A 22,049-nucleotide genomic window follows, 5' to 3' on the forward strand; every position below is an offset into this window, starting at 1 on the left:
ACAAGCACGAGATCCCGGTCGCAGTAGCGATCAAGCGATGGCGGACGGTGAACTTGCTTGACATTGTGCCTCCGTTGTCGCGAGTAGGGCCGTCAGTCTTTCGACCCGTGCCAACGGTGTCAAATGTCAATTTACAGATATTGAATACTCAAACTGTGAGTCGACGGGCGGACGCGGGGCGGGCCTCCAGGCCGTTACCGGAGCCCGCCCGTCACGCTTCGTCACGATCCGTGACGGGCGCAGGTGTCCGACGTAGCGTCTCGACCCGTGACCACCAGCAGCGAGCACCGGCAGATCCGCTTCAACGCGTTCGACATGAACTGCGTCGCGCACCAGTCCTCCGGGCTGTGGCGGCACCCGCGCGACCGGTCGCGGGACTACCGCGACCTGACCTACTGGACGGACCTGGCGAAGACGCTCGAGCGCGGCGCGTTCGACGGGATCTTCATCGCCGACGTCCTGGGGACGTACGACGTGTACGGCGGCTCGAACGAGGCCGCGCTCCGCACCGGATCCCAGGTGCCCGTGAACGACCCGATCCTGCTCGTGTCGGCGATGGCCTCGGTCACCGAGCACCTGGGCTTCGGCATCACGGCCGGCACCGCCTACGAGCACCCGTACCCGTTCGCCCGGCGGATGTCGACGCTCGACCACCTGACGAAGGGCCGCGTCGGCTGGAACGTCGTCACCGGGTACCTGCCGAGTGCCGCGCGGAACATGGGGCAGTCGGACCAACTGTCGCACGACGACCGGTACGACGTGGCGGACGAGTACCTCGAGGTCCTCTACAAGCTGTGGGAAGGGTCGTGGGAGGACGACGCCGTCGTCGCGGACCGCGAGGCCGGCGTGTTCACGGACCCGTCGAAGGTGCACCCGATCGAGCACCACGGCGTGCACTTCGACGTGCCGGGCATCCACCTGTCCGAGCCGTCCGTGCAGCGCACGCCCGTCATCTACCAGGCGGGCGCGTCACCGCGCGGGATCCGCTTCGCCGCGGAGAACGCGGAGGCGGTCTTCGTGGGCGCCCCGACGCTCGAGCAGCTCACGTCGACCGTCGCGAAGGTCCGGGACGCCCTGGAGGCAGCTGGTCGCGACCGGTACGCCGCTCGCATCTACACGCTGCTCACCGTCATCACGGACGCCACCGACGAGCTGGCCCAGGCCAAGTACGAGGACTACCTGTCGTACGCGTCCGAACTCGGGGCGCTCGTGCTCAACTCCGGCTGGATGGGCGTCGACCTGTCGCAGTGGGACCCGGACCAGCCGCTCGGCGACGTCGAGTCGAACGCCATCCAGTCGGCGGCGGCGAACGTCGCGGCCGCGACCGGCGAGGACGGCTCGAACTGGACGATCCGCGACCTCGCCCGGCAGACGGCGATCGGTGGACTCGGCCCGGTGGCGGTCGGTGGAGGAGCGACGATCGCCGACCGGCTGCAGGAAATCCAGGAGCTGACCGACGTCGACGGGTTCAACCTGGCGTACGCTGTGACCCCGGGCACCTGGGAGGACGTCATCGAGTTCGTGATCCCGGAGCTCCGTGCCCGCGGGGCCTACCCGGACGAGTACGAGCCGGGGTCGCTCCGTCAGAAACTGCACGGCCGCGGGGACCGGCTGCCCGACGAGCACCGCGGGGCCTCGTTCAGGATCGGGAGCCGCGCGGTCGTAGGCTGATCGGGTGATCGAGTCGTCCGTGGTCGTGCGTCCTGCGACCGTGGACGAGACCGACACCTGCATCGACCTGTGGGCAGCAGCCGTCGCCGCGCGTGACGGTGTCGCCGAGCACCCGGCGGTGCGGGAGCGTGCGCGGCAGAAGTTCGCAGCCGAGCACGTCGCCTGGCTGGTGGCACCCGGGGCCGACGGGGCGCTCGACGGGTTCGTGCTCGTCACGGCACCGGGCACCGGGCGGTCGACGGACCCGGCGGACGCCGCCTACCTGTCGCTGCTCGCGGTGTGCCCGGGGCTGCAGGCCCGCGGGGTCGGCCGGTCCCTGCTCGCCGAGGCCGTCCACGATGCCCGCGCCGCCGGGCACCCGCGCGTGGTGCTGCACGTGCTCGGCGACAACGACCGCGCCGTGCGGATGTACGAGGCGGGTGGCTTCGTCGCGACGGGCGACGAGTTCGCGCACGCCCTGACCGGCGTCACGACACGCGTCTTCGTCACGGGCTGACGGCGTTACCGGACCGGTGTCCAGGCGGGGAACGTGGCCGAGCGCCCGTCACCGGACGACGTGCGGGTGATCCGTCGCTGCACCCATGGCAGGACGTACTCGCGGTAGTAGCGGAGCTCCTCGCCGAGTCGTGCCCTGGCCGTCCCCGCGTCAGCGGGTTCGACCGGCGCAGGGCCGTCCATCACGGCGTGCAGCGCCAGGTCGGCGACGCGCTGGTGGCCGGTGGCGTTCATGTGCAGCCGGTCGTCCGACCAGAACTCCGCACGGCGCAGGTGCGGGTCGCGCGAGACGTCGACGAACGGCAGGTCGTGGCGTTGCGCGATTTCGCCAAGGGCATCGGCCCAAGCATCGCCGCGGGCGTTCACGAGCGAGCCGAGGGGCAGGCGGGCGCTGGGATCGGCGGGGCTGAGCAGGGCCATGCGGATGCCGCGTTCGCGCACGGTGACGACGGCCGACTCCAGTCGGGCTGCCAGCGCCGGCACGTCGAAGCGCGGGCGCAGCAGGTCGTTCCCGCCGGCGCAGAAGGTGATCAGGGTCGGCGCCGGGTCGAGCGCGAGGGCGGCCTCGAGCTGGCCGTCGAGGACCCCGGCGAGCAGTCGGCCACGGACGGCCAGGTTCGCGTACGAGACGTCGGCGGCCGAGGCTCCGGCCATCGCGCTCGCGAGTCGTCCGGTCCAGCCGGGGAACGGAGCGGGTCCGGCGTCGCCGATGCCCTCCGAGAAGCTGTCGCCGATCGCGACGTAGCGGATGGTGTCGTGCATGCGCCCATCATCGTGCACACGCCTGTGCAGGTTCCCGGCGCTCGGCGCGAGCGTCGTGAGCAGAAATGGTCGGGTCGCCGTTCGGCACCCGACCATTTCTGCTCATGAAGGGCTCATCACCCCCAGCGAACCCTCAGAGCACCGCCTTCGGCACCCGGTGCAGGGTGACCGAGCCGACGGCGGCGAACGGGTGCAGCGGGTCCGGAGCGACCGAACCCGTCGGGCCGCCGAGCTTCGAGTCGCCCACCGCACTGAGCACGGCGTAGGCGTCCTCGGCGGTCCAGCCGTGTTCGTCCACCAGGAACGCGAAGGCGTCCTCGTACCCGCGTCGGACGCTCTCCTGCACGGGGTCGCCGAGCCCGACGAACAGCCAGTCGTCGGCGGTCTCGATGCGGGGTGCGCGGAGCACCGGGCCGCCCTTGACCAGGTCGACGGAGGCGATCGCGGTGCCCTGGGCCTCGATGGCGACGAAGGACGACTCGCCCTCGGCCATCAGGGCGTGGATGTCACCGATCGACAGGAGCGCACCCGGCACGCGAACGGGCAGGTACACGGTCGAGCCCGGCCGGGCCTCGGTGACGTCCATGTTGCCGCCCTCGGGGTACGCCGGCATGATCGTCGAGTTCTCGCCCTCGGCCGGCGCGGTCCCGATGCACCCGATCATCGGTCGCACCGGGAACCGGTGTCGGTCGGACACCTGCACCATCCCGTCCTCGATCGGGCAGCGACGGGCGAAGACCTCGTCGCCCATCACGTGCTGCAGCGCCCCGGAGCCGGGCAGGGACACCGACCAGCCGTGCGTGGTCAGCTCGATGGAGTGGATCGTCACGGCGAGCGTGTCGCCGGGCTCGGCGCCCTCGACGAACACCGGGCCGGTGACCGGGTTGATCGGTGCCTGCAGCTGCGCCATGTCGTGGTGCTGGTCGAGCTCGGCGTAGACGGCGTCGGTGGTCTCGAATCCGATGGCCTCGCCGGTGCCGGGGCGGATCCGCAGCACGGGCTCGCGGTCGGCGGAGAACCCGGGGCGGCCGAGCGCGTTGGGCAGGAGGTGGTCCGGGGTCATCGTGCGTCCTCCGTCGTCGGATCTGCTTCCGAGCCGACCTCGGTGGAACGGCCGGTGCGTCGGTAGTACAGGAACACGGCCGCGCCGACGATCAGCCAGATGATCCCGCCGACCTTCGCCTCGACCGCCGCGTTGAGCAGCACGTACCCGATGATCAGGAACCCGACGAGCGGCACGACCAGGTGGAGCAGCCAGTTGCGCGACTTCCCCTTGACGATGTGGTGCACGAAGACCGACACGTGCAGGAGCATGAAGCCGAACAGCGCACCGAAGTTCACGAGCGACGAGATCGTGTCGATCTGCCCGACGAAGAACAGCACCAGGATCGCGGACAGCACCGAGACGACGATGATCGCGTTCTGCGGGACCTGACGGCCGTTGAGCTTGTGCAGGAACGCCGGCAGCTGGCGGTCGCGGCTCATCGAGAAGAGGAGACGGCTCGTCGCGGCCTGGGCGGCCATGGCGTTCGCGATGCCGACCGCGAGGACGTTGACGGCGAAGAACGCGGTGGCCCAGCCGCTCGACGACGCCTGCTCGACCACGGTGAAGAAGGCGTTGCCGGCCTCGCTGTCCGAGAACGAGTCACGGCCAGCGGCCAGAGCCGACGCGAGCCAGGTCTGCAGGATGAACAGGAACGCCACGATGACGAGCGCAAGGATCATCGCCGTGCCGGCACCGCCGCGGCGACCCGTCGACTCCTCGGACAGGGTGGAGATGCCGTCGAAGCCCAGGAAGCTCAGCACCGCGATCGACAGGGCGGAGGCGATGAGCGGCGCCGACACCTTCGCCGGGTCCCAGATCTGCTCCGTGCCGAAGGACGCGTCCGGGATCGTGCCACCGGTCAGGGCGACGATCGCGATGACGACGAAGATCACCACGAAGACGAGCTCGATGAGCAGGAAGATGCGGTTCGCGAGCTTCAGCGAGGACACCCCGAGCAGGTTGATGACGGTGTTGATCGCCACGAAGACCAGGGCCCACAGCCAGCGGGGCGTGCCCGGGAAGATGCCGACCATGCTCTCCGCCGCGAACACGTAGAGCAGCGTCGGGACGAGCAGGTAGTCGAGCAGGATCGCCCAGCCGGCGAAGAAGCCGGCGGTGGGGTGGATGCCGCGGCCGACGTACGAGAACACGCTGCCGGCGAGGGGGATCGACTTCGCCATCTGCGCGTAGGCCAGGGCGGTGAAGATCATCGCGACGAGGCCGACCAGGTACACCAGCGGCACCATGCCGCTGGAGGCGTTGTAGACGGTGCCGAAGATCGCCCACGGGGCGATCGGGACCATGAAGACCAGGCCGTAGATGAGCAGGTCGGTGGTGGAGACGGAGCGCTTGAGCTCCTGCTTGTAGCCGTAGGCCTCGAGCTGCTGCTGTGCGGAGAGCTCGCTGTGCTGCTGCGACATGTCGGGTTCCGTTTCGGGTGGAGGGACGGGTGCGGCGGTGGGGCGGGGAACTGCGGTCTGGAGGCGCGGGGCGGGCCCGCACCGCGCCTCCAGGGGTGTTCGTGGCGGGTTCAGGACCCGTCGTGCGCGGCCAGGAACGCCGCGACGACGCGGCGGAACTCCGCCGGCTGCTCCAGGTGCGAGCAGTGGCTCGCACCCCGGAACACGTGCTGCCGGACGTCGGCGATCCGCTCGACGAACGGGGCCCACGTGGCGGGTGTGGCCTCGTCGTGCTCGCCCGCGACGACGAGGGTCGGTACGGCGACGCGGTCGAGTCGGTCGACGACGGTCCAGTCGCGCATCGTGCCGATGACGTGGAACTCGTTCGGGCCGTTCATCGTGTGGTAGACCGTCGGCTCCTGCTCCATCTGCTCCTCGGAGTCGACGAAGTCCTGTGGCATCGGGACGACGCGGCAGACGTGGCGCTCGTAGAAGACCTGCGTCGCAGCGAGGTACTCCGGGTCCTCGACGGTACCGGCGGTCTCGTGCCGGGTCAGGGCATCTTGCACGTCGGTGGGCAGCTGCGCACGGAGCTCGGCGGCGCCGTCGACCCAGAGCTGCATCGAGGCAGGTGAGTTGCAGATGGCGAGCGACCGGAGTCCGGCGGGCTGCCGCACGGCGATCTCGGCCCCGAGCATGCCGCCCCAGGACTGCCCGAGGACGTGGTGGTAACCGAGGCCGAGGTGCTCCACGAGCGCCGCGTACTCGTCGACGAACAGCTGCGGCTGCCACGTGTCGACCGGGGCCTGCGGACGGTGGCTGCTCCGGCCGCAGCCGAACTGGTCGTGGTGGACCACGGTGCGCCCGGTCTCGTCGGCCAGGGCCGCGAGGTTCCGGAGGTAGTCGTGGGCCATGCCGGGCCCGCCGTGCAGGACGACGAGGGGCAGCGCGCCGGCGACGGGAGCGTCGGGCGTGGTGACCCGGTACCAGGTCTCGCCGTCGCGGAACGGCATCGTGGATTCGGTGATGCTGGACATGGGGGTCAGCATGGAGGCGAAAAAGGTCCCACGCAATACCTTTTCTGCTGCCTTAACGTGGTCGTAACAACTCGAAGGGGGCCCGGGTGTCCGATCGTGCGACCGAGACCCGTGTCGACGAGGTCGAGGACCGGCTCGTCACCGCCGTCGCCGTGGGGGAGTACCTGCCCGGCGCCGGCCTACCGCCGGAGCGCGAGCTCGCGGCGCTGCTCGGCGTCGCCCGGGTCACTGTCCGCGGTGCCATCGCGCGGCTGGTCGACCGTGGCCTGCTCGAGACCCGGCGTGGTCGGGGCGGCGGCACCTTCGTCCGGACGCAGTGGCCGGACACGTCGTCGGACGCCGTCGGCCGCGTGCTGCTCGCCCGGTGGGCGGCGATCCAGGACACCGCCGACGCGATCGCGCTGCTGCACGGGGCGCTCGCCGCGGCCGCTGCCGAGCGCGCGACACCGGACGACGTCGAGCTGATCCGTTCACGTCTCGACGTCTTCCGCCGGGCCTCGTCAGGCATCGAGAAGCAGCAGGCCGACGCGGTGCTGCACCGCTCGATCATCGACGCCGCGCGGAACGACGCCCTGCGTACCGCGCTCGCCGGGCTGGAGTCGCAGATCTCGATCGCCGCTCCGGCGCACCTGTGGGGCACGGCCGAGGGCATGGCGGAGATGGAGACCCGGGCGCTGCACGAGCACGAGGCCCTGGTGGAGGCGGTGTGCTCGGGCCGCGCGACGGAGGCCGGCACGATCGCGCGGCAGCACGTCGGGATCGACGTCGAGCTGCTCGAACTCGCGGTGCGGCGGACGGGACAGGTGCCCCGGCACTGAGCAGGGCACGGCGCCCGCCCGGCATGCGCCGACTGCTCGTCAGCCCACGGCGGGTGCCGGGATCGGGAACACGTCGTCCGACATCGGCCACGGCGCCCACTTCGGTCGCGGCGCGTGCAGCAGGTACGGCTGCGGCGTCGGGTAGCTGACGAGTTCGAGCGTCGACCCCCACGGTGTGCGCGTGTAGACGAACCGGTTCCCCGCCCCCGCCTCGTCGCCGCGCAGGTCGCGCGGGTCGGAGTTCCTGGTGCCGCCGGCCGCCTCGACCCGGGCGAGCGTGTGGTCCAGGTCGTCGGCGTAGATCGCCAGGTGCTGCCAGCCCAGGTCGGACGGGTGCGCCGGGTTCCGCTGCTCCGGGCCGAGGTACTCGAACAGCTCGAGTCCGGGGCCCTCCGGCAGCGCGAGCATCCGCATGGCTCCCTGCGCCATCGTGCTCGGGATGCCGAGGTAGTCGTGCGCCTCGGGACTGCTGTTCGGCGCCTCGTGCCGCCGCCGCATGTCGTACAGGACGACGGCGTCGAACGCCGCCTCGAAGAACGCCGTTGCTGCGTCGATGTCCGGCACCGTGACGCCCACGTGGTCGATCCTGATTCCCCTGGTCATGCTCGATTCGTACCACCGCGCGCTCGCGCCCTCCGGTCCGTGCGTGCTCCGTGCGACATCGGTGCGGCAAGCCGCAGAGCGGTCCCGGACGGTGGGTGAACACGTCGAGCGGACCGTTTCGGAACGGTCGTTCCAGGACGGGGCGCGGGACACACGACCGTTACACGAGGGAAACGACGGGGGCGAAGTGGCTCCGTAGCTTCGTGCTCAAGCACGCACCGCCCCGCTTCCCACTCCCTCGGAGGACGCCATGGCAACCGACACCGCGACACCAGTCGCCGCGCCCCACGCCCCCACCACGACCGCCGCGCCCGCTCCTGCGGGTGCCGGTGTCGTGAAGCCCGGGTACGACCCCGCGCTCACGAACGAGGACCTCGCCCCCCTGCGCGAACAGCGCTGGACGAGCTACAACTTCTTCGCCTTCTGGATGTCCGACGTGCACTCGGTCGGTGGCTACGTCACGGCCGGGTCGCTCTTCGCCCTGGGCATCGCGAGCTGGCAGGTGCTCATCGCCCTGGTGGTCGGCATCCTCATCGTCCAGGTGTTCGCGAACCTGGTCGCCAAGCCCTCGCAACGCACCGGGGTGCCGTACCCGGTGATCAACCGTGCGGTGTTCGGCGTGCTCGGTGCGAACGTCCCCGCGATCATCCGCGGCCTGATCGCGATGGCCTGGTACGGGGTGCAGACGTTCCTGGCGGCGCAGTCGCTGAACATCATCTTCCTGAAGTTCATCCCGGCGTCCGCGGCGCTGCTCGACCATTCGTTCCTCGGGCTGTCGGCACTCGGCTGGATCTCGTACGCGATCCTCTGGGCGGCGCAGGGCGCGCTGTTCTGGATGGGCATGGAGGCGATCAAGAAGTTCATCGACTGGGCCGGGCCGGCCGTGTACGTGGTGATGATCGCCCTGGCGATCTACCTGGTCAGCCAGGCGGGGCTGTCGAACATCTCGTTCACGCTGTCGGCGGGCGAGCCGCTGTCGTTCGGAGCATCGATCCCGGTGATGCTGTCCGCGGTCGCCCTGGTCGTCAGCTACTTCTCGGGCCCAATGCTCAACTTCGGTGACTTCTCGCGCTACGGCCGGTCGTTCCGTGCGGTCAAGCGCGGCAACTTCTGGGGGCTGCCGATCAACTTCCTGTTCTTCTCGGTCCTGACCGTGCTCTGCGCCAGTGCGACGGTGCCGGTGTTCGGCAAGCTCATCACCGACCCGATCGAGACCGTGCAGGCCATCGGTGCCCCGTTCGCGATCCTGCTCGGCGGCCTGACGTTCGTCACCGCGACCGTCGGCATCAACATCGTCGCGAACTTCATCAGCCCCGCGTTCGACTTCTCGAACGTGGCTCCGCGGAAGATCTCCTGGCGGGCCGGCGGCATGATCGCGGCGGTCGGTTCGGTGCTCCTCACCCCGTGGAACTGGTACGGCAACGACCAGGCGATCCTGTACACGCTCGGGGTGCTCGGTGCGCTGATCGGCCCGCTGTTCGGCATCCTCATCGCCGGCTACTACATCGTCGGCAAGCAGCGCATCGCGGTCGACGACATGTACTCCACGAGCCGCACCGCGCGGTACTGGTACCGCGGCGGGTTCAACCCGAACGCCATCTGGACCCTCGTGGTCACCGGCGCGGTCTCGGTCGCGAGCGCGGTCCTGCCCCCGGCGCTCGGCGTGCTGCCCTGGCTGTCCAGCTACAGCTGGTTCATCGGGTGCGGCCTGGGCCTCGTCGTCTTCTGGGCGCTCGAGCGTGTCCGGCCGAGCATGCCCGTGCTCGACGCGGACGACCCCTCGGTCGACGACGGCGCGGCCGTCGGTCGCGCCTGACCGCCGGCGTCGCGGCCGTCCTCCACAGGGCGGGCCGCGACGCTCGGTCGTCCACAGATCCCGGACACGGCCGGGAGGCCCGCCCCGCCCCCGCCACGATGGTCACCACCCAGCGTCACCCGTTCCACGGCTCCACTCGCTCCACCGGAAGGACCCTGATGCGCATCCGCGTCGTCAACCCCAACACCACCGCGTTGATGACGCGGTCGATCGGCGTCGCGGCCCGTGCGGTCGCCGCTCCCGGAACGCTGATCGAACCGGTCGAGCCCACGATGGGGCCGGCCTCGATCGAGAGCCACTACGAAGAGGCACTGGCCGTGCCCGGGTTGCTCGAGCAGATCGCCCGCGGCGAGCGTGACGGGGTGGACGCCTTCGTCGTCGCCTGCTTCGGGGACCCGGGGCTCGACGCCGCACGAGAGCTCGCGACCGTGCCGGTGATCGGCATCGCCGAGGCGGGCTTCCACGCGGCCGCGATGCTCGGCCGCCGGTTCGGCGTCGTCACCACCCTGACGCGGACGACCGGCCGCGCGCACGAGCTCGCCGGCCGCTACGGCTTCGCCGCGCTCGTCACCGAGGTCCGGGCGTGCGAGGTCCCGGTGCTCGAGCTCGACGACCCCGCGTCCGGCGCGCGTGCGCTCGTGGTCGAGGAGTGCCGGGCGGTGATCGACGGGGGAGCGGACGCCGTCGTGCTCGGGTGCGCCGGCATGGCCGACATCTGCGCCGAGGTCTCGCTGGCGATCGGGGCGCCGGTCGTCGACGGCGTCGCGGCGGCCACGGTGCTGGCCGAGTCGCTCGTCCGGCTCGGGCTGTCCACGGGCAAGCGCGGCGAGTACGCGCTGCCGCCGGTGAAGCCGATGTCGGGGCTGCTGGCGGGCTTCGAACGCCACCCGGCGGCGGTCACGACGGTCGGGGCGGGCTCGTGACGGGCCTCCCGGCCGACCTGGTGCTGCGCGCGCCGCGCGCATGGGTCGACGGTGTGTTCCGGCCGGCCGCCGTCGTCGTGCGTGACGGACGGATCACCGACGTCCTGCCCCTCGACGCGGTGGTCGACGCCGCGCAGGACCACGCGGTGCCGGACGGGCACGTGCTGCTGCCCGGTCTCGTCGACACCCACGTGCACGTGAACGAGCCCGGGCGCACCGAGTGGGAGGGGTTCGTCTCCGCGACCCGGGCCGCAGCCATGGGTGGGGTCACCACGATCGTGGACATGCCGCTCAACTCGATCCCCGCGACGACCACGGTCCAGGCGCTCGCCGTCAAGCGTGCGAGTGCCGAGGGCCGGGTCGCCGTCGACGTGGGGTTCTGGGGCGGCGCGGTCCCCGCGAGCCTCGGGTCGCTCGACGCCCTGCACGACGCCGGCGTCCACGGCTTCAAGTGCTTCACGGCGCCGAGCGGGGTCGACGAGTTCCCGCACCTCGACCCCGTGCAGCTCCGGGCCGCGATCACGGAGGTCGCCCGGCTCGACGCACTCCTGATCGTGCACGCCGAGGACCCGGAGCACCTCGTCCCGCACGGGGCGCTGGGGGGCCGGTACGTGGACTTCCTCGCCACCCGTCCCGTCGCCGCCGAGCGGTCCGCGATCGCGCAGGTCATCGACGGCGCGCGTGCCACCGGGGCGCGGGTGCACGTGCTGCACCTGTCCGACGCCGGTGCGCTGCCGATGATCCGCGCCGCGAAGGACGACGGCGTCCGGATCACGGTCGAGACGTGCCCGCACTACCTGTCGTTCGTGGCCGCGACGATCCCGGACGGCGCGACGGCCTACAAGTGCTGCCCGCCGATCCGCGACGACGCGAACCGTGACGCCCTGTGGGCGGGCGTGCTCGACAGCACGATCGACCTGGTCGTGTCGGACCACTCGCCCTCCACGGCGGCTCTGAAGACCGACGACTGGGGGCTCGCCTGGGGCGGGGTCGCGGGGTTGCAGGTCGGCTTCCGGGCGGCGTGGACCGAGGCCGAGCGCCGGGGGATCCCGCTCGAGGCAGTGCTGCCGCTGTTCACGACCGGCCCGGCGGCGCTCGTCGGCCTCGGCGACCGCGGCGTGATCGCTCCGGGTGCCGTCGCGCACTTCGCCGTGTTCGACCCGACCGCCGAGTCGGTCGTCGACGTCGCCGGACTCGAGCACCGCAACCCGGTCTCGGCGTTCGACGGGCTGCACGTGCTCGGCAGCGTCACCGAGACCTGGCTGCGGGGGCGCCGGATAGCCACCGCCGACGGTGGCGTGGTCGGCGTCGAGGGCTCGCTCGTCGGCCGGTCCGTGCTCGTCACGGAAACACCCCTGTAACGATCGTTCCGGTATCGTCGTCGCCGGAACGGAAGGAACCACCATGCTCCCAGTGAACCCACCCGCCCGTCTCCTCATGGGCCCGGGGCCGATCGATGCCGACCCGCGTGTGCTCCGTGCGCTGTCGACCCCGCTCGTCGGCCAGTACGACCCGTGGATGACGTCCACGATGAACGAGACGCAGGCGCTCTACCGTCGGGTGTTCGGCACCGAGAACGACGCCACGCTGCTGGTCGACGGCACCTCGCGCGCCGGCATCGAAGCGGTGCTCGTCTCGCTCCTGGCCCCGGGGGACCGCGTGCTCGTCCCGGTGTTCGGTCGGTTCGGGCACCTGCTCGCCGAGATCGCCGGTCGTGCCGGGGCCGAGGTCCACACCATCGAGACCGACTGGGGCCAGGTCTTCACGCCGTCCGCGATCGAGTCCGCGATCGCCCGGGTCCGACCGAAGGTGCTCGCGGTCGTGCAGGGCGACACGTCGACCACGATGAACCAGCCGCTCGACGAGCTCGGCGCGATCTGCGAGCGGTACGGCGTCCTGCTCTACACCGACGCCACGGCCACGGTCGGCGGCAACCCGCTCGAGGTCGACACCTGGGGGATCGACGCCGCGAGCGTCGGCTTGCAGAAGTGCCTCGGCGGGCCGTCCGGCGGCGCTCCCGTCACCCTGTCGCCGAAGGCCGTCGCCGTGCTCGACGAGCGCCGCAGCGTCGAGGCCGGCATCCGCGAACCCGGTGACGAGGTCGCCGACGAGCCGATCCGGTCGAACTACCTCGACCTCGCGATGATCCTCGACTACTGGGGCCCGCGCCGGCTGAACCACCACACCGAGGCTGCGTCGATGCTCTACGCCGCCCACGAGTGCGCCCGCATCCTGCTCGAGGAAGGTCGAGACGCCGTGGTCACCCGCCACGAGACCGCGGGCCGCGCCATGCTCGCCGGTGTGCAGGCCATCGGGCTCCAGGTGTTCGGCGATGTGGCGCACAAGATGCACAACGTCGTCGCCGTCGAGATCCCATCCGACGTCGTCGGCGACCAGGTCCGGGCCGCGATGCTCCACGACCACGGGATCGAGATCGGCACCTCGTTCGGGCCGTTGCACGGACGCGTCTGGCGCATCGGCACCATGGGCTACAACGCCCGCAAGGACACCGTCGTCACGACCCTCGCCGCGCTCGAGCACGCGCTCCGTCGCGCCGGGCACGGGGTGCCGCAGGGTGGCGGTGTGGACGCTGCCCTCGACGTCTACGGAGCAGTCCCCGCCGCCGATCCGGTCGGGGTGCTCGCATGAGCGCCGCCCCAGTGCTCAGCGCCACCGCCGTCGCCGCCACCGATGCCGAACTCGTCGCCGGGTGGTGCGACGAACTCGCGGTCGTGACCGCCGAACCAGGGCGGATCACCCGCGTCTACCTGTCGCCCGAGCACGCGCGGGTGAACGCGATCGTCGCCGGCTGGATGCAGGACGCCGGGCTCACCACATGGCAGGACGCCGCCGGCAACCTGCACGGCCGAGTGGCGGGCGCGACACCGGAGGCCCCGGTGCTGCTGCTCGGCTCACACCTCGACACCGTGGTGGACGCCGGACGCTTCGACGGCGTGGTCGGGGTGCTCATGGCGATCCGCACCGCCGCCCGACTCGCGGTCGACGGCCCGTTGCCCGTCGCGCTCGAGGTCATCGCGTTCTCCGACGAAGAGGGCACGCGCTTCGGCAAGGCCCTGCTCGGTTCGTCCGCGGTGGCCGGCGTCTGGGACGACTCCTGGTGGGAACTGGCCGACGGTGACGGTGTCACGCTCCGGCAGGCCTTCACCGACTTCGGCCTCGACCCGGAGCGCGTCGGCGACGCCGCGGTCGACCCGGCGTCGGTGGTCGGCTACCTCGAGGCGCACATCGAGCAGGGGCCGCACCTCGAACAGGCCGGGCAGGCCCTCGGGGTCGTCACGAGCATCGCGAGCGCCCGACGGTTCTCGGTCGAGGCCGTGGGAGAGGCCCGGCACGCCGGTGGAACCCCCTACGAGCGCCGGCACGACGCGCTGCTCGCCGCCGCCGAGGCCGCGCTCGCGGTGGAACGGATCTGCCGGGCCTCGCACCAGGTGGGCACCGTCGGCACGATGACCGTCGAACCCGGAGCCGTCAACGTCGTCCCCGGGCTCGCACGGTTCTCCGTCGACCTGCGCGGCGAGTTCGACGACGAGCGTGACGACGTCTGGGACGAACTGACGAAGGCCTTCACCCTGATCGGGGAGCGGCGCGGGGTGAGCGTCACCCCCACCGAGGTGCACCGTGCGCCAGCGGTGTTCTGCGCGCCGCGGCTGATGGACGCCGTCCGCGCCGGGATCGCGTCGACCGGCGAGACGACGCCGGTGGAGCTGTTCTCGCGGGCCGGACACGACGCCATGTCACTCGGGCTCGTGACCGACGTCGCGATGCTGTTCCTCCGCAACCCGGACGGCATCAGCCACCACCCGGACGAGTACGTCTCGACACCGGACATCGCCCTCGGACTCGACGCGCTCGCCGTCGCCGTCGGACGCGTGGCACGGGCATGAGCACCGGCGGCCCCGACGTCCGCGCCCGCGTCGACGCCGTGTGGGACCAGCTCTCGCCGGCCGAACGCCGGGTGGCCGCGATGGTCCGCCACGACCCGGAACTCCTGCTCGTCGGGACCTCCGCCGAACTCGCGGCGGAGTCCGGCACGTCGAAGGCGACGGTCTCGCGACTCGTGCGCTCCCTGGGGTTCCAGGACGCCGCCGAGGTCCGGCAGAACCTGATGTCCGCGCGGGGCTCGGGGCTGCCGTGGGTGGCCGAGGACGCCGCCCACGTCGACCAGCGTGCCGTCGAGGCCCGCAACCTCGACGCAGCGTTCGCCTCCCTGGGGCGAGCGGACCGCCCGCGGCTGGCCCGCCGGATCGTCCGTGCCCGCCGGGTGCTCGTCCTCGGCGAACGCGGCGCGTACCCGATCGCGTTGCAACTGCGGTCGCAGCTGGCGCAGGTGCGGTCCGACGTCCGCGTCGGTCCGTCGCCCGGGCAGCGGCTCGGTGAAGAGGTCGCCGACCTCGACCGGCACGACCTCGTCGTCCTGGTGACCGTGCGCCGGCACACCGCCGGGGTGGAACGGATCGTCCGGCACTGTGTCGACTCCGGAGCGGACGTCGTCGTGCTCGGCGACCCCACCGCTGCGGTCATCGCGGCTTCCGCGACCACCGCGATCCTCTGCCCGGTCGACTCGCCGTCGGCGTTCGACTCGATGGCGGCGCTGTTCGCCGTCGTGGCCGCGATCGCGAACGACGTGTACGACGCCTCCGGACCCGGCGGGCGGGTGCGGGTCGACGCCGTCGCGAGCGCCTACGACGCGTTGGGGGAGCTCGCCGCGCCCTGATCGCCGTCCGAGTCCGCGCGCAGCTCGGCAGCGAGCGAGGCGTTTCGGTCGGCGATGAGCTGCGGCATGTACCGCGCCAGCGCGAGCACCTCGGCCACGCGGCCGAGCGGGCCGAGCGGCGCGCGGAACGTGATCGTGTCGACCATGCGCGTGCCGCCGGCCGACGGCTCGAAGCGGTGCTCGTGGTGGAAGCGGGCGAACGGCCCGCGCACCTGTTCATCGACGAACCGGCGGGGTCCCTCCAGGGCGGTGATCCTGCTCGTCATCCGCCACACGATCCCGAAGTGCCGAGCGCGCCAGGTGACGGTCTCGCCCAGGCCGATCGTGCCGGCCGTCGTGCCGGCGACGGCGCGTTCACCGCTCGCCGCCATCGACCGTTCGTGGGCCCCGATGTCGAGCGACAGCGCGAAGGCGCGCTCCGGCGGCACGGGCAGGTCCGTGACGACCCGGAACGACACGGTCACGACGCCGGCCAGCCGGTCGCGGCCGATCGGTCGTCGTCGGCATCGGCGGGTGCCGGCGTCGAGAGCACCAGGCGCTCGGTACGGAGAGTGACGGGGTGCACGGCTCGAGCCTAGCCACGGCGGCACGGGCGGTAGCGTCGAGGGATGACGTTCGACGCGCTCCCGTTCCCGGTCATCGACGGCCACAACGACCTGCCGTGGGAGCGCCGAGAGACGCACGACTCCGGCGTCGAAGGCATCGACTCCGCGGACGCCTCGCTCCACACCGACCTCCCGAAGCTCCGCGCCGGTGGCGTCGTCGGGCAGTTCTGGTCGGTCTTCGTGCCCGCCGACGACCCCGACCCCGTGCGCACCACCCTGCAGCAGGTCGACCTCGCCCACCGGATCATCGAGCGCTACCCCGACGACCTCGCACTCGCCCGTACCGCGGCCGAGGTACGAGCCGCCGTCGACGCGGGCCGGGTCGCCTCGCTGCTCGGCGCCGAGGGCGGACACTCCATCGGGGACGACCTCGCCGTCCTCCGCACGCTCGCACGGCTCGGCGTCCGTTACATGACGCTCACCCACAACGACGACACCCCCTGGGCCGACTCCGCCACCGGGGCGCGGGCGCACGGCGGCCTGACCGATCGCGGCCGGAAGGTCGTCGCCGAGATGGAGCGGATCGGCATGCTCGTCGACCTCTCCCACACCGCGCCGGCGACCATGCGAGACACGCTCGACGTGGCGACGCAGCCGGTCGTGTTCAGCCACTCGTCGACCGTCGCGATCGACGACCATCCGCGGAACGTGCCCGACGACGTGCTCGGCCGGTTGGCGGACAACGGCGGCGTCGTGATGATCACGTTCGTGCCGAAGTTCGTGTCGCGGGCGTGGGCGGACTGGGAGGAGTCGGGCATGGTGGGGGAGCGGCCGCTGGTCACGGCGTCCGACGTCGCCGACCACGTCGAGCACGCGCGCGGCGTCGCGGGTGCGGCGCACATCGGGCTCGGCGGCGACTACGACGGCACCCCCGTGCTGCCGCCGGAACTGCGGGACGTGTCGCGCTACCCGGTGCTGGCGGCGGAGCTCGTGCGGCGCGGCTGGGGCGAGCCGGATCTGCGGGCGCTCGCCGGCGGCAACGTGCTGCGGGTGCTCGAGGCGACCGACGAGCGATTCGCCCGGACGGCGTTCGTGCGCTGACGCGGTGGGACCGTGCCGCGAAAGCGACCCTTCTCGGCGCTGGCTCTGCTCACCTCCGCGAAAACGACAGAGTCCCGCGAACGTTCGGCAGGCATCTGTCGCCTTCGCAGCACAGGAACCGGGCCTGGAGGCGCGACGTGCGCCCGGCGCGCACGGCACGTCACGGACAGGACCGCCTGGGGTCCGGTCGCTAGGATCGGGCGCACACCGCGCCTCCAGGAAGAGCGATGCGCGACCTGAGCTGCAGAGGACGGACCGGATGAGCGGCACCATCTACGAGAACATCTCCCAGGCGTTCGGCAACACGCCCCTCGTCAAGCTGAACCGGCTGCCGAAGGCCGGCGGCGCCGAGGTCCTCGCCAAGCTGGAGTTCTACAACCCCGGCGCCAGCGTCAAGGACCGCCTCGGCGTCGCGATCATCGACGCGGCCGAGGAGTCCGGCGAACTGCAGGCCGGTGGCACCATCGTCGAGGGGTCGTCCGGCAACACCGGCATCGCGCTCGCCCTGGTCGGTGCCGCTCGCGGCTACCGGGTCGTCATCACGATGCCGGAGACGATGAGTGTCGAGCGGCGCGCGGTCATCCGTGCGTACGGCGCTGAGATCGTCCTCACCCCCGGGTCCGAGGGCATGAAGGGCGCGGTCGCCAAGGCCGAGTCGATCGTCGCCGAGACGCCCGGCGCGATCCTCGCCCACCAGTTCGAGACCGCCGCCAACGCCGCGATCCACCGGAAGACCACTGCGGAGGAGATCCTCCGCGACACCGAGGAGCACGTCGACGTGTTCGTCGCGGGCGTCGGTACCGGCGGCACGATCACCGGGGTCGGTCAAGTCCTGAAGGAGCGCGTCCCCGGCGTGCAGATCGTCGCCGTCGAGCCGAAGGACTCGCCCCTGCTCACCGAGGGCAAGGCCGGGCCACACAAGATCCAGGGCATCGGCGCGAACTTCATCCCGGAGGTCCTCGACCGCAGCGTCATCGACGAGGTGTTCGCCGTCGAGCTCGACGACGCACTCCGGGTCGCCCGCGCGTTGGCCACGCAGGAGGGCATCCTGGCGGGCATCTCGTCCGGCGCGATCGTGCACGCGGCACTCGAGATCGCCGCACGCCCCGAGAACGCGGGCAAGCGGGTCGTCGCCATCGTGTGCGACACCGGAGAGCGCTACCTGTCGACGGTGCTCTTCGAGGGGCTCACTGCGTGAGTCGTGGCCGCCGACGAGGCGTGCTGCGGACCATCCGCGAGGACTTGTCCGCAGCACGCCGCGGTGACCCCGCTGCCCGGGGCGACCTGGAGAACGCGATCGTCTACTCGGGGTTGCACGCGATCTGGACGTACCGGGTGACGCACCGGCTCTGGAACGCCCAGGGGTTGCCGGGGTCGCGGTTCGCCGCCCGGTTGCTCGGGCAGGTCGCCCGGTCCGTCACCGGGATCGAGATCCACCCGGGTGCGCGCATCGGCCGACGGTTCTTCATCGACCACGGCATGGGCGTCGTGATCGGCGAGACCTCGGTGATCGGCGATGACGTGCTGCTGTTCCACGGAGTGACCCTCGGCGGACGCGGCGGTGACCACGGGCCGGGAGCGCGACGGCACCCCGTCGTGGGCGACCGGGTCGTGCTCGGCGCCGGGTCGTCCCTGATCGGTGCGATCACGATCGGGCCGGACTCCGTCGTCGGCGCCAACACCGTGGTGACGAAGGACGTGCCGGCGGGGTCGGTCGTCACCGGGGTCGCCGGGACGCCTCGTCCCCGATCCGGGCACGAGGGCGTTCCCACGCTCTGAGCACTCCCGCGTCACGTCAGGCCCGCAGAACACCGGTCCCGCAAGACACCGGTGTTCGCGCGTCGCACCGCGGTGTGTGGGTGTTCAGGACGCGAACACCGGTGTTCTGCCGGTCACCGTGGGCGAGGAGCGAGCGTCAGCTCTTCTCGCAGGCGATGCCGTCCTTGTCGCGGTCCAGCTTCGTGTTCGCCTTGTACAGCGCGTCGTCCTTCTTCACCGTGCCCTTGAGCGCCCGGTAGGTGGCCTTGCCGCCGGAGACGACCTTGTTCTTCTTGACGGACTTCTTGGCGATGCCGCCGGAGTACACCTTGTGCACCGCGGTGCAGTTGGCGTAGGACTTCGGCGCGGCCTGCGCGGTCGAGGTCCCGCCGACGACGACGGTGGTCGCGAGGACGGCGGTGGCGGCGGCGATGCCGAGGGTGCGGATGATGCGCACGGGTTCCCCCTGGAACTGGTGGTGATCGCGCGAGCGACCGCCGCGTCGGGTGCGCGGCGTGGTGATCCTACGACGTGATCCGCCCGCGCGACCCACCCCCGAACGAGGTTCACCGTCGGCGGCCTGCGGCATGCTGGGCGCATGGACGGCGAGCAGTTGCACGACGTGGCGAGCCGCACGGCGCTCGCGCTGCCGGCGGCCGTCGAGACGCAGCCCTTCGGCGAGGGCTCCGTGGTCTACAAGGTCGTCGGCAAGATGTTCGTGATGGTCAGCGAGGTACGCGGGACCCCGATCGTGAACCTGAAGTGCGCGCCCCCGCACGGAGCCTCGCTGGTCCGCGACCACACCGAGATCACCCCCGGGTGGCACATGAACAAGCGGCACTGGATCACGGTGACGCCGGGCGACGGCATCGACGAGACCCTGGTCGAGGACCTCGTGGCCAACGCGTACGACCTGGTGGTCGCCGGGCTGCCCCGGGCCCGGCGGCCGATCGACCCGACTCGTGGCTCGCTGCCGGACTGACGCAGCAGATCACGCCCGCGCTGCCACCTTCGACAGGTCCCGCAGCACCTTCGGTGCCAGGCGCTCGCCCGACTCGAGCACGGCCCGGGCGCGCTCGGGCGCCAGGTCGCCGAAGATCTCGCCGATGGTCACCCCGTGGCCGGGTCGGTAGGTGACCTCGATCGGGTCACCGGCGGCCACCGAGCCGGACCGGACCACGCGGAAGTACGCGCCGGGTCGACCCTCGTCCGCGAACCGCTTCACCCACTTGTCGATCCCCATCCGGCGGGCGAACGTGCCGCAGGGGGTGCGGGGAACGGTGACCTCGAGTTCGAGGGTGTCGCCGATCCGCCACCGTTCACCGGTCACGGCGCCGGTCACGTCGATGCCGCTGGTGCGGAGGTTCTCACCGAACAGCCCTGCCGGGACCTCGCGATCGAGCAGTTCAGCGAAGTACGCGGCGTCCTCGTCGGCGTAGGCGTACACGGCCTGGTCCTCGCCGCCGTGGTACTTGCGGTTCGCCTGCACGTCGGCGCGCAGGCCGAGCGGCCGGACCCGGACGCTGCCCTGGACAGGGCGCTTGTCGATGGCGGTGACGCCGATGACGCCGGAATCCGCCAGCAGACGGTCGACGCGGCAGACGGCTGTGACGAGCGACATGGGAGCCACTCTGACGCAACCGGAGCGCGGCGCAAAGCCGAGCCGCTCGCCGTTGTCGACACCGCGTGTGACGGACCGGCTCCTGGGGACGTCTCATCATCGACGCACCCAGCCGTTCACCACCCGCCACCAGTAGAAGGAACCCGTGCACCACCAGCCCCTCGCCGAGCTCGACGACGCGGTCCTCGCCGGCCGCTCGTCCGACGGCGACGTCCGGGCCTTCGAGGTCCTGATCCGCCGCCACACGCCGCTGCTCCGTGCCTACGCCCGTCGCACCCTCGGGTCGACCGACGAGCTCGACGACGTGGTGCAGGAGACCTTCATCACCGCCTGGGGCCGCCTCGACGGACTCGAGGACCTCGCCCGCGTGAAGTCCTGGCTGATGCGCATCCTCAGCCGGAAGTGCCTCGACCGGATCCGCGCCCGGCGGGTCCACGACGACGTCACCGAGCTCGAGGTGGCGGCACCCGCCGACGATGCCCCCGACCGGGTGGCCGAAGCGCGGTCGCGCGAGGACGCCGTGGAGCGGGCCCTGTCCGAGCTGCCCGAAGCCCAACGACGATGTTGGATCATGAAGGAGGTGCTCGAGTACCGGTACGAGGAGATCGCCGCAGAACTCGATCTGCCCCCGTCGACGGTCCGGGGACTGCTGTCCCGAGCGAGGAAGAACATGATCCGACTCATGGAGGGATGGCGATGACCGACCCCGACGGCACCCGGCCGGACCTGCCCGACACCCCGGGGGCGCTCGACGCCCTCGAACGGGCCGACCTCGACGGCCGCTCGATCGACGAACTCGCCGACTACCTCGACGCCGGCATGCAGCCCGCCGACCCGAGCATCGACCACTCGCCCGCCTGCCAGAACGCCCTCGCAGCGATCCTCCGCGTGCGACAGGCCTCGCTCGGATCGCTCGAGGCCGCCGCCCGCGACGAGGCCCCGGCCGACGAGTCCTGGATCAGCGGGGTGCTGGCGAACATCTCGCTCGAGTCCCGCTCCGGCCGTGACGTCCCGCTCCGCCCGCTGTCCGAGACGGAGCGTCCGGTGATGACGGAGGGCGCCATCCGTTCGCTCATCCGCCGCACCGGTGACGGCGTCCCCGGCGTGCTCGTCGCGCGTTGCCAGCTGGACGGCGACGTCACCGAGCTGGCCTCGCCGGTCCGTGTGGTCGTCGAGATAGCGATCGCCGCCGGCCCCTCGATCCCCGCGACCGCGGAGCTGGTCCGCACCGCGGTCGCCGGCGAGCTGGCGGAGCAGACCGACCTGCTGGTCGAGGCGATCGACGTGGTCGTCCGCGACCTGCTGACCGAGACCGAGACCGAGACCGAGACCGAGACCGGCATCGACACCGACCCGGAGGTGACCCGATGAGCACCATCGACGAGACCCTCGCCGCGATCGAGGCCGCCGTCGCCGAGGTCCCCGGCGTCGTCGACCTCTACCGCGCGCGACCCACGGTCGCCAGCGCCGTCCAGGCCGTCCGCGGCATCGCGACGAACAGCGCACCGCTCCGGACCGTCGTCGACGACGAGGCCGCTCTCCGCGTCGTGATCGGCACCGACGGGTTCCTTCCGGCCCCCGCGGTCGCCCGCGCGGTCCACGACGTCGCCCTCGCGACGGCGGCGACGCACGGCCTGGCGCTCAGCCGGGTCGACGTGCGGGTCGCGCGGGTGGGCTGAGCCGGACCAGGGACCGGACGGGAGGCCCGTGGCGGATCCG

Annotated in this window: 24 protein-coding genes; 16 read left to right on the top strand and 8 right to left on the bottom strand. The window is 71.7% G+C overall.

Going from position 1 to position 22,049, the window contains the following annotated elements; all coding sequences use genetic code 11:
* Positions 1-267: 267 nt before the first annotated feature.
* Positions 268-1,671, top strand: a complete 1,404-nt coding sequence (locus ITJ56_RS02295; RefSeq protein ID WP_323749698.1) for an LLM class flavin-dependent oxidoreductase — start codon at positions 268-270, stop codon at positions 1,669-1,671.
* 4 nt (positions 1,672-1,675) lie between these two features.
* Positions 1,676-2,167 carry a GNAT family N-acetyltransferase gene (locus ITJ56_RS02300; RefSeq protein ID WP_194627157.1) on the top strand — a complete coding sequence of 164 codons (492 nt, stop codon included), beginning with the start codon at positions 1,676-1,678 and terminating at the stop codon, positions 2,165-2,167.
* A 5-nt stretch (positions 2,168-2,172) separates the two neighbouring features.
* Here the strand turns inward: ITJ56_RS02300 and ITJ56_RS02305 are convergent, their stop codons facing one another.
* The 4 genes from ITJ56_RS02305 to ITJ56_RS02320 form a co-directional block, all read right to left on the bottom strand.
* Positions 2,173-2,928, bottom strand: a complete 756-nt coding sequence (locus ITJ56_RS02305) for an SGNH/GDSL hydrolase family protein (protein ID WP_228516930.1) — start codon at positions 2,926-2,928, stop codon at positions 2,173-2,175.
* Between the two features lie 133 nt (positions 2,929-3,061).
* The gene (locus tag ITJ56_RS02310; protein WP_194627159.1) at positions 3,062-3,991 is read right to left on the bottom strand and encodes an acetamidase/formamidase family protein; all 930 of its coding nucleotides are present in this window, start codon (positions 3,989-3,991) and stop codon (positions 3,062-3,064) included.
* Complete coding sequence (locus tag ITJ56_RS02315; protein ID WP_194627161.1) at positions 3,988-5,394, bottom strand: APC family permease; 1,407 nt, start codon at positions 5,392-5,394, stop codon at positions 3,988-3,990. Before ITJ56_RS02315 ends, ITJ56_RS02310 begins: the two co-directional genes overlap by 4 nt.
* A gap of 110 nt (positions 5,395-5,504) precedes the next feature.
* Positions 5,505-6,410: a proline iminopeptidase-family hydrolase gene (locus tag ITJ56_RS02320; RefSeq protein ID WP_228516932.1), complete on the bottom strand. Its 906-nt coding sequence runs from the start codon at positions 6,408-6,410 to the stop codon at positions 5,505-5,507.
* 86 nt (positions 6,411-6,496) lie between these two features.
* Between ITJ56_RS02320 and ITJ56_RS18810 the strand changes: the two genes are divergently transcribed.
* Positions 6,497-7,228: a FadR/GntR family transcriptional regulator gene (locus ITJ56_RS18810; RefSeq protein WP_194627166.1), complete on the top strand. Its 732-nt coding sequence runs from the start codon at positions 6,497-6,499 to the stop codon at positions 7,226-7,228.
* Positions 7,229-7,267: 39 nt separating this feature from the next.
* Here ITJ56_RS18810 and ITJ56_RS02330 read toward each other — a convergent pair whose 3' ends face one another.
* Complete coding sequence (locus tag ITJ56_RS02330; protein WP_194627168.1) at positions 7,268-7,831, bottom strand: VOC family protein; 564 nt, start codon at positions 7,829-7,831, stop codon at positions 7,268-7,270.
* Between the two features lie 250 nt (positions 7,832-8,081).
* On the opposite strand from ITJ56_RS02330, the gene ITJ56_RS02335 reads away from it, so the two are divergent.
* The 6 genes from ITJ56_RS02335 (at position 8,082) to ITJ56_RS02360 (ending at position 15,305) form a co-directional block, all read left to right on the top strand.
* Positions 8,082-9,647, top strand: coding sequence for an NCS1 family nucleobase:cation symporter-1 (locus tag ITJ56_RS02335; RefSeq protein ID WP_194627170.1), 1,566 nt, complete (start codon positions 8,082-8,084; stop codon positions 9,645-9,647).
* Between the two features lie 158 nt (positions 9,648-9,805).
* Positions 9,806-10,570 carry an aspartate/glutamate racemase family protein gene (locus ITJ56_RS02340; protein WP_194627181.1) on the top strand — a complete coding sequence of 255 codons (765 nt, stop codon included), beginning with the start codon at positions 9,806-9,808 and terminating at the stop codon, positions 10,568-10,570.
* Entirely contained in the window at positions 10,567-11,931 is a 1,365-nt protein-coding gene (allB, locus tag ITJ56_RS02345) for an allantoinase AllB (RefSeq protein WP_323749699.1), read from the top strand. The genes ITJ56_RS02340 and allB overlap by 4 nt, the downstream gene beginning before the upstream one ends.
* Positions 11,932-11,974: 43 nt before the next feature.
* Positions 11,975-13,219 (top strand): pyridoxal-phosphate-dependent aminotransferase family protein, encoded by a 1,245-nt coding sequence (locus ITJ56_RS02350; RefSeq protein WP_194627183.1) that lies wholly within the window; start codon positions 11,975-11,977, stop codon positions 13,217-13,219.
* The gene (locus ITJ56_RS02355) at positions 13,216-14,475 is read left to right on the top strand and encodes an allantoate amidohydrolase (RefSeq protein WP_194627185.1); all 1,260 of its coding nucleotides are present in this window, start codon (positions 13,216-13,218) and stop codon (positions 14,473-14,475) included. The genes ITJ56_RS02350 and ITJ56_RS02355 overlap by 4 nt, the downstream gene beginning before the upstream one ends.
* A complete protein-coding gene (locus ITJ56_RS02360; RefSeq protein ID WP_194627187.1) occupies positions 14,472-15,305 on the top strand; it encodes a MurR/RpiR family transcriptional regulator in 834 nt (277 codons plus the stop codon). The genes ITJ56_RS02355 and ITJ56_RS02360 overlap by 4 nt, the downstream gene beginning before the upstream one ends.
* Here ITJ56_RS02360 and ITJ56_RS02365 read toward each other — a convergent pair.
* Positions 15,272-15,769: an SRPBCC family protein gene (locus ITJ56_RS02365; RefSeq protein ID WP_194627189.1), complete on the bottom strand. Its 498-nt coding sequence runs from the start codon at positions 15,767-15,769 to the stop codon at positions 15,272-15,274. The genes ITJ56_RS02360 and ITJ56_RS02365 overlap by 34 nt on opposite strands.
* Before the next feature lie 144 nt (positions 15,770-15,913).
* On the opposite strand from ITJ56_RS02365, the gene ITJ56_RS02370 reads away from it, so the two are divergent.
* From ITJ56_RS02370 to epsC, 3 genes are all read left to right on the top strand, one after another.
* Positions 15,914-16,951 (top strand): dipeptidase, encoded by a 1,038-nt coding sequence (locus tag ITJ56_RS02370; RefSeq protein ID WP_194627191.1) that lies wholly within the window; start codon positions 15,914-15,916, stop codon positions 16,949-16,951.
* Between the two features lie 259 nt (positions 16,952-17,210).
* Positions 17,211-18,149 (top strand): cysteine synthase A, encoded by a 939-nt coding sequence (gene cysK, locus ITJ56_RS02375; RefSeq protein WP_194627193.1) that lies wholly within the window; start codon positions 17,211-17,213, stop codon positions 18,147-18,149.
* A 20-nt stretch (positions 18,150-18,169) separates the two neighbouring features.
* Positions 18,170-18,730: a serine O-acetyltransferase EpsC gene (epsC, locus tag ITJ56_RS02380; RefSeq protein WP_194627195.1), complete on the top strand. Its 561-nt coding sequence runs from the start codon at positions 18,170-18,172 to the stop codon at positions 18,728-18,730.
* Between the two features lie 136 nt (positions 18,731-18,866).
* Here epsC and ITJ56_RS02385 read toward each other — a convergent pair whose 3' ends face one another.
* A complete protein-coding gene (locus ITJ56_RS02385) occupies positions 18,867-19,166 on the bottom strand; it encodes an excalibur calcium-binding domain-containing protein (protein WP_323749700.1) in 300 nt (99 codons plus the stop codon).
* Between the two features lie 141 nt (positions 19,167-19,307).
* Between ITJ56_RS02385 and ITJ56_RS02390 the strand changes: the two genes are divergently transcribed.
* A complete protein-coding gene (locus ITJ56_RS02390; protein WP_194627199.1) occupies positions 19,308-19,691 on the top strand; it encodes an MmcQ/YjbR family DNA-binding protein in 384 nt (127 codons plus the stop codon).
* A 9-nt stretch (positions 19,692-19,700) separates the two neighbouring features.
* On the opposite strand, the gene ITJ56_RS02395 is transcribed toward ITJ56_RS02390, so the two are convergent.
* On the bottom strand, positions 19,701-20,330 hold the full coding sequence (locus tag ITJ56_RS02395; protein ID WP_194627201.1) for an MOSC domain-containing protein: 630 nt from the start codon (positions 20,328-20,330) through the stop codon (positions 19,701-19,703).
* A gap of 145 nt (positions 20,331-20,475) precedes the next feature.
* Here ITJ56_RS02395 and ITJ56_RS02400 point away from each other — a divergent pair, with 145 nt between their 5' ends.
* From ITJ56_RS02400 to ITJ56_RS02410, 3 genes are read left to right on the top strand one after another with little or no spacing between them, the layout of a single operon-like run.
* Positions 20,476-21,030, top strand: a complete 555-nt coding sequence (locus ITJ56_RS02400) for an RNA polymerase sigma factor (RefSeq protein ID WP_194627204.1) — start codon at positions 20,476-20,478, stop codon at positions 21,028-21,030.
* Positions 21,027-21,701, top strand: a complete 675-nt coding sequence (locus ITJ56_RS02405) for a hypothetical protein (RefSeq protein ID WP_194627206.1) — start codon at positions 21,027-21,029, stop codon at positions 21,699-21,701. The genes ITJ56_RS02400 and ITJ56_RS02405 overlap by 4 nt, the downstream gene beginning before the upstream one ends.
* Positions 21,698-22,009: a hypothetical protein gene (locus tag ITJ56_RS02410; RefSeq protein WP_194627208.1), complete on the top strand. Its 312-nt coding sequence runs from the start codon at positions 21,698-21,700 to the stop codon at positions 22,007-22,009. The genes ITJ56_RS02405 and ITJ56_RS02410 overlap by 4 nt, the downstream gene beginning before the upstream one ends.
* Positions 22,010-22,049 lie beyond the last annotated feature (40 nt).

It is taken from the genome of Curtobacterium sp. VKM Ac-1376 (assembly GCF_015351025.1).
Lineage (GTDB): Bacteria > Actinomycetota > Actinomycetes > Actinomycetales > Microbacteriaceae > Curtobacterium.

Coding starts and splice junctions, on each gene's coding strand:
- ITJ56_RS02305 (WP_228516930.1), bottom strand. CDS start 2,928: ATGCACGACACCATCCGCTACGTCGCGATCGGCGACAGCTTCTCGGAG.
- ITJ56_RS02310 (WP_194627159.1), bottom strand. CDS start 3,991: ATGACCCCGGACCACCTCCTGCCCAACGCGCTCGGCCGCCCCGGGTTC.
- ITJ56_RS02315 (WP_194627161.1), bottom strand. CDS start 5,394: ATGTCGCAGCAGCACAGCGAGCTCTCCGCACAGCAGCAGCTCGAGGCC.
- ITJ56_RS02320 (WP_228516932.1), bottom strand. CDS start 6,410: ATGTCCAGCATCACCGAATCCACGATGCCGTTCCGCGACGGCGAGACC.
- ITJ56_RS02330 (WP_194627168.1), bottom strand. CDS start 7,831: ATGACCAGGGGAATCAGGATCGACCACGTGGGCGTCACGGTGCCGGAC.
- ITJ56_RS02335 (WP_194627170.1), top strand. CDS start 8,082: ATGGCAACCGACACCGCGACACCAGTCGCCGCGCCCCACGCCCCCACC.
- ITJ56_RS02340 (WP_194627181.1), top strand. CDS start 9,806: ATGCGCATCCGCGTCGTCAACCCCAACACCACCGCGTTGATGACGCGG.
- ITJ56_RS02350 (WP_194627183.1), top strand. CDS start 11,975: ATGCTCCCAGTGAACCCACCCGCCCGTCTCCTCATGGGCCCGGGGCCG.
- ITJ56_RS02355 (WP_194627185.1), top strand. CDS start 13,216: ATGAGCGCCGCCCCAGTGCTCAGCGCCACCGCCGTCGCCGCCACCGAT.
- ITJ56_RS02360 (WP_194627187.1), top strand. CDS start 14,472: ATGAGCACCGGCGGCCCCGACGTCCGCGCCCGCGTCGACGCCGTGTGG.
- ITJ56_RS02370 (WP_194627191.1), top strand. CDS start 15,914: ATGACGTTCGACGCGCTCCCGTTCCCGGTCATCGACGGCCACAACGAC.
- cysK (WP_194627193.1), top strand. CDS start 17,211: ATGAGCGGCACCATCTACGAGAACATCTCCCAGGCGTTCGGCAACACG.
- ITJ56_RS02390 (WP_194627199.1), top strand. CDS start 19,308: ATGGACGGCGAGCAGTTGCACGACGTGGCGAGCCGCACGGCGCTCGCG.
- ITJ56_RS02395 (WP_194627201.1), bottom strand. CDS start 20,330: ATGTCGCTCGTCACAGCCGTCTGCCGCGTCGACCGTCTGCTGGCGGAT.
- ITJ56_RS02405 (WP_194627206.1), top strand. CDS start 21,027: ATGACCGACCCCGACGGCACCCGGCCGGACCTGCCCGACACCCCGGGG.
- ITJ56_RS02410 (WP_194627208.1), top strand. CDS start 21,698: ATGAGCACCATCGACGAGACCCTCGCCGCGATCGAGGCCGCCGTCGCC.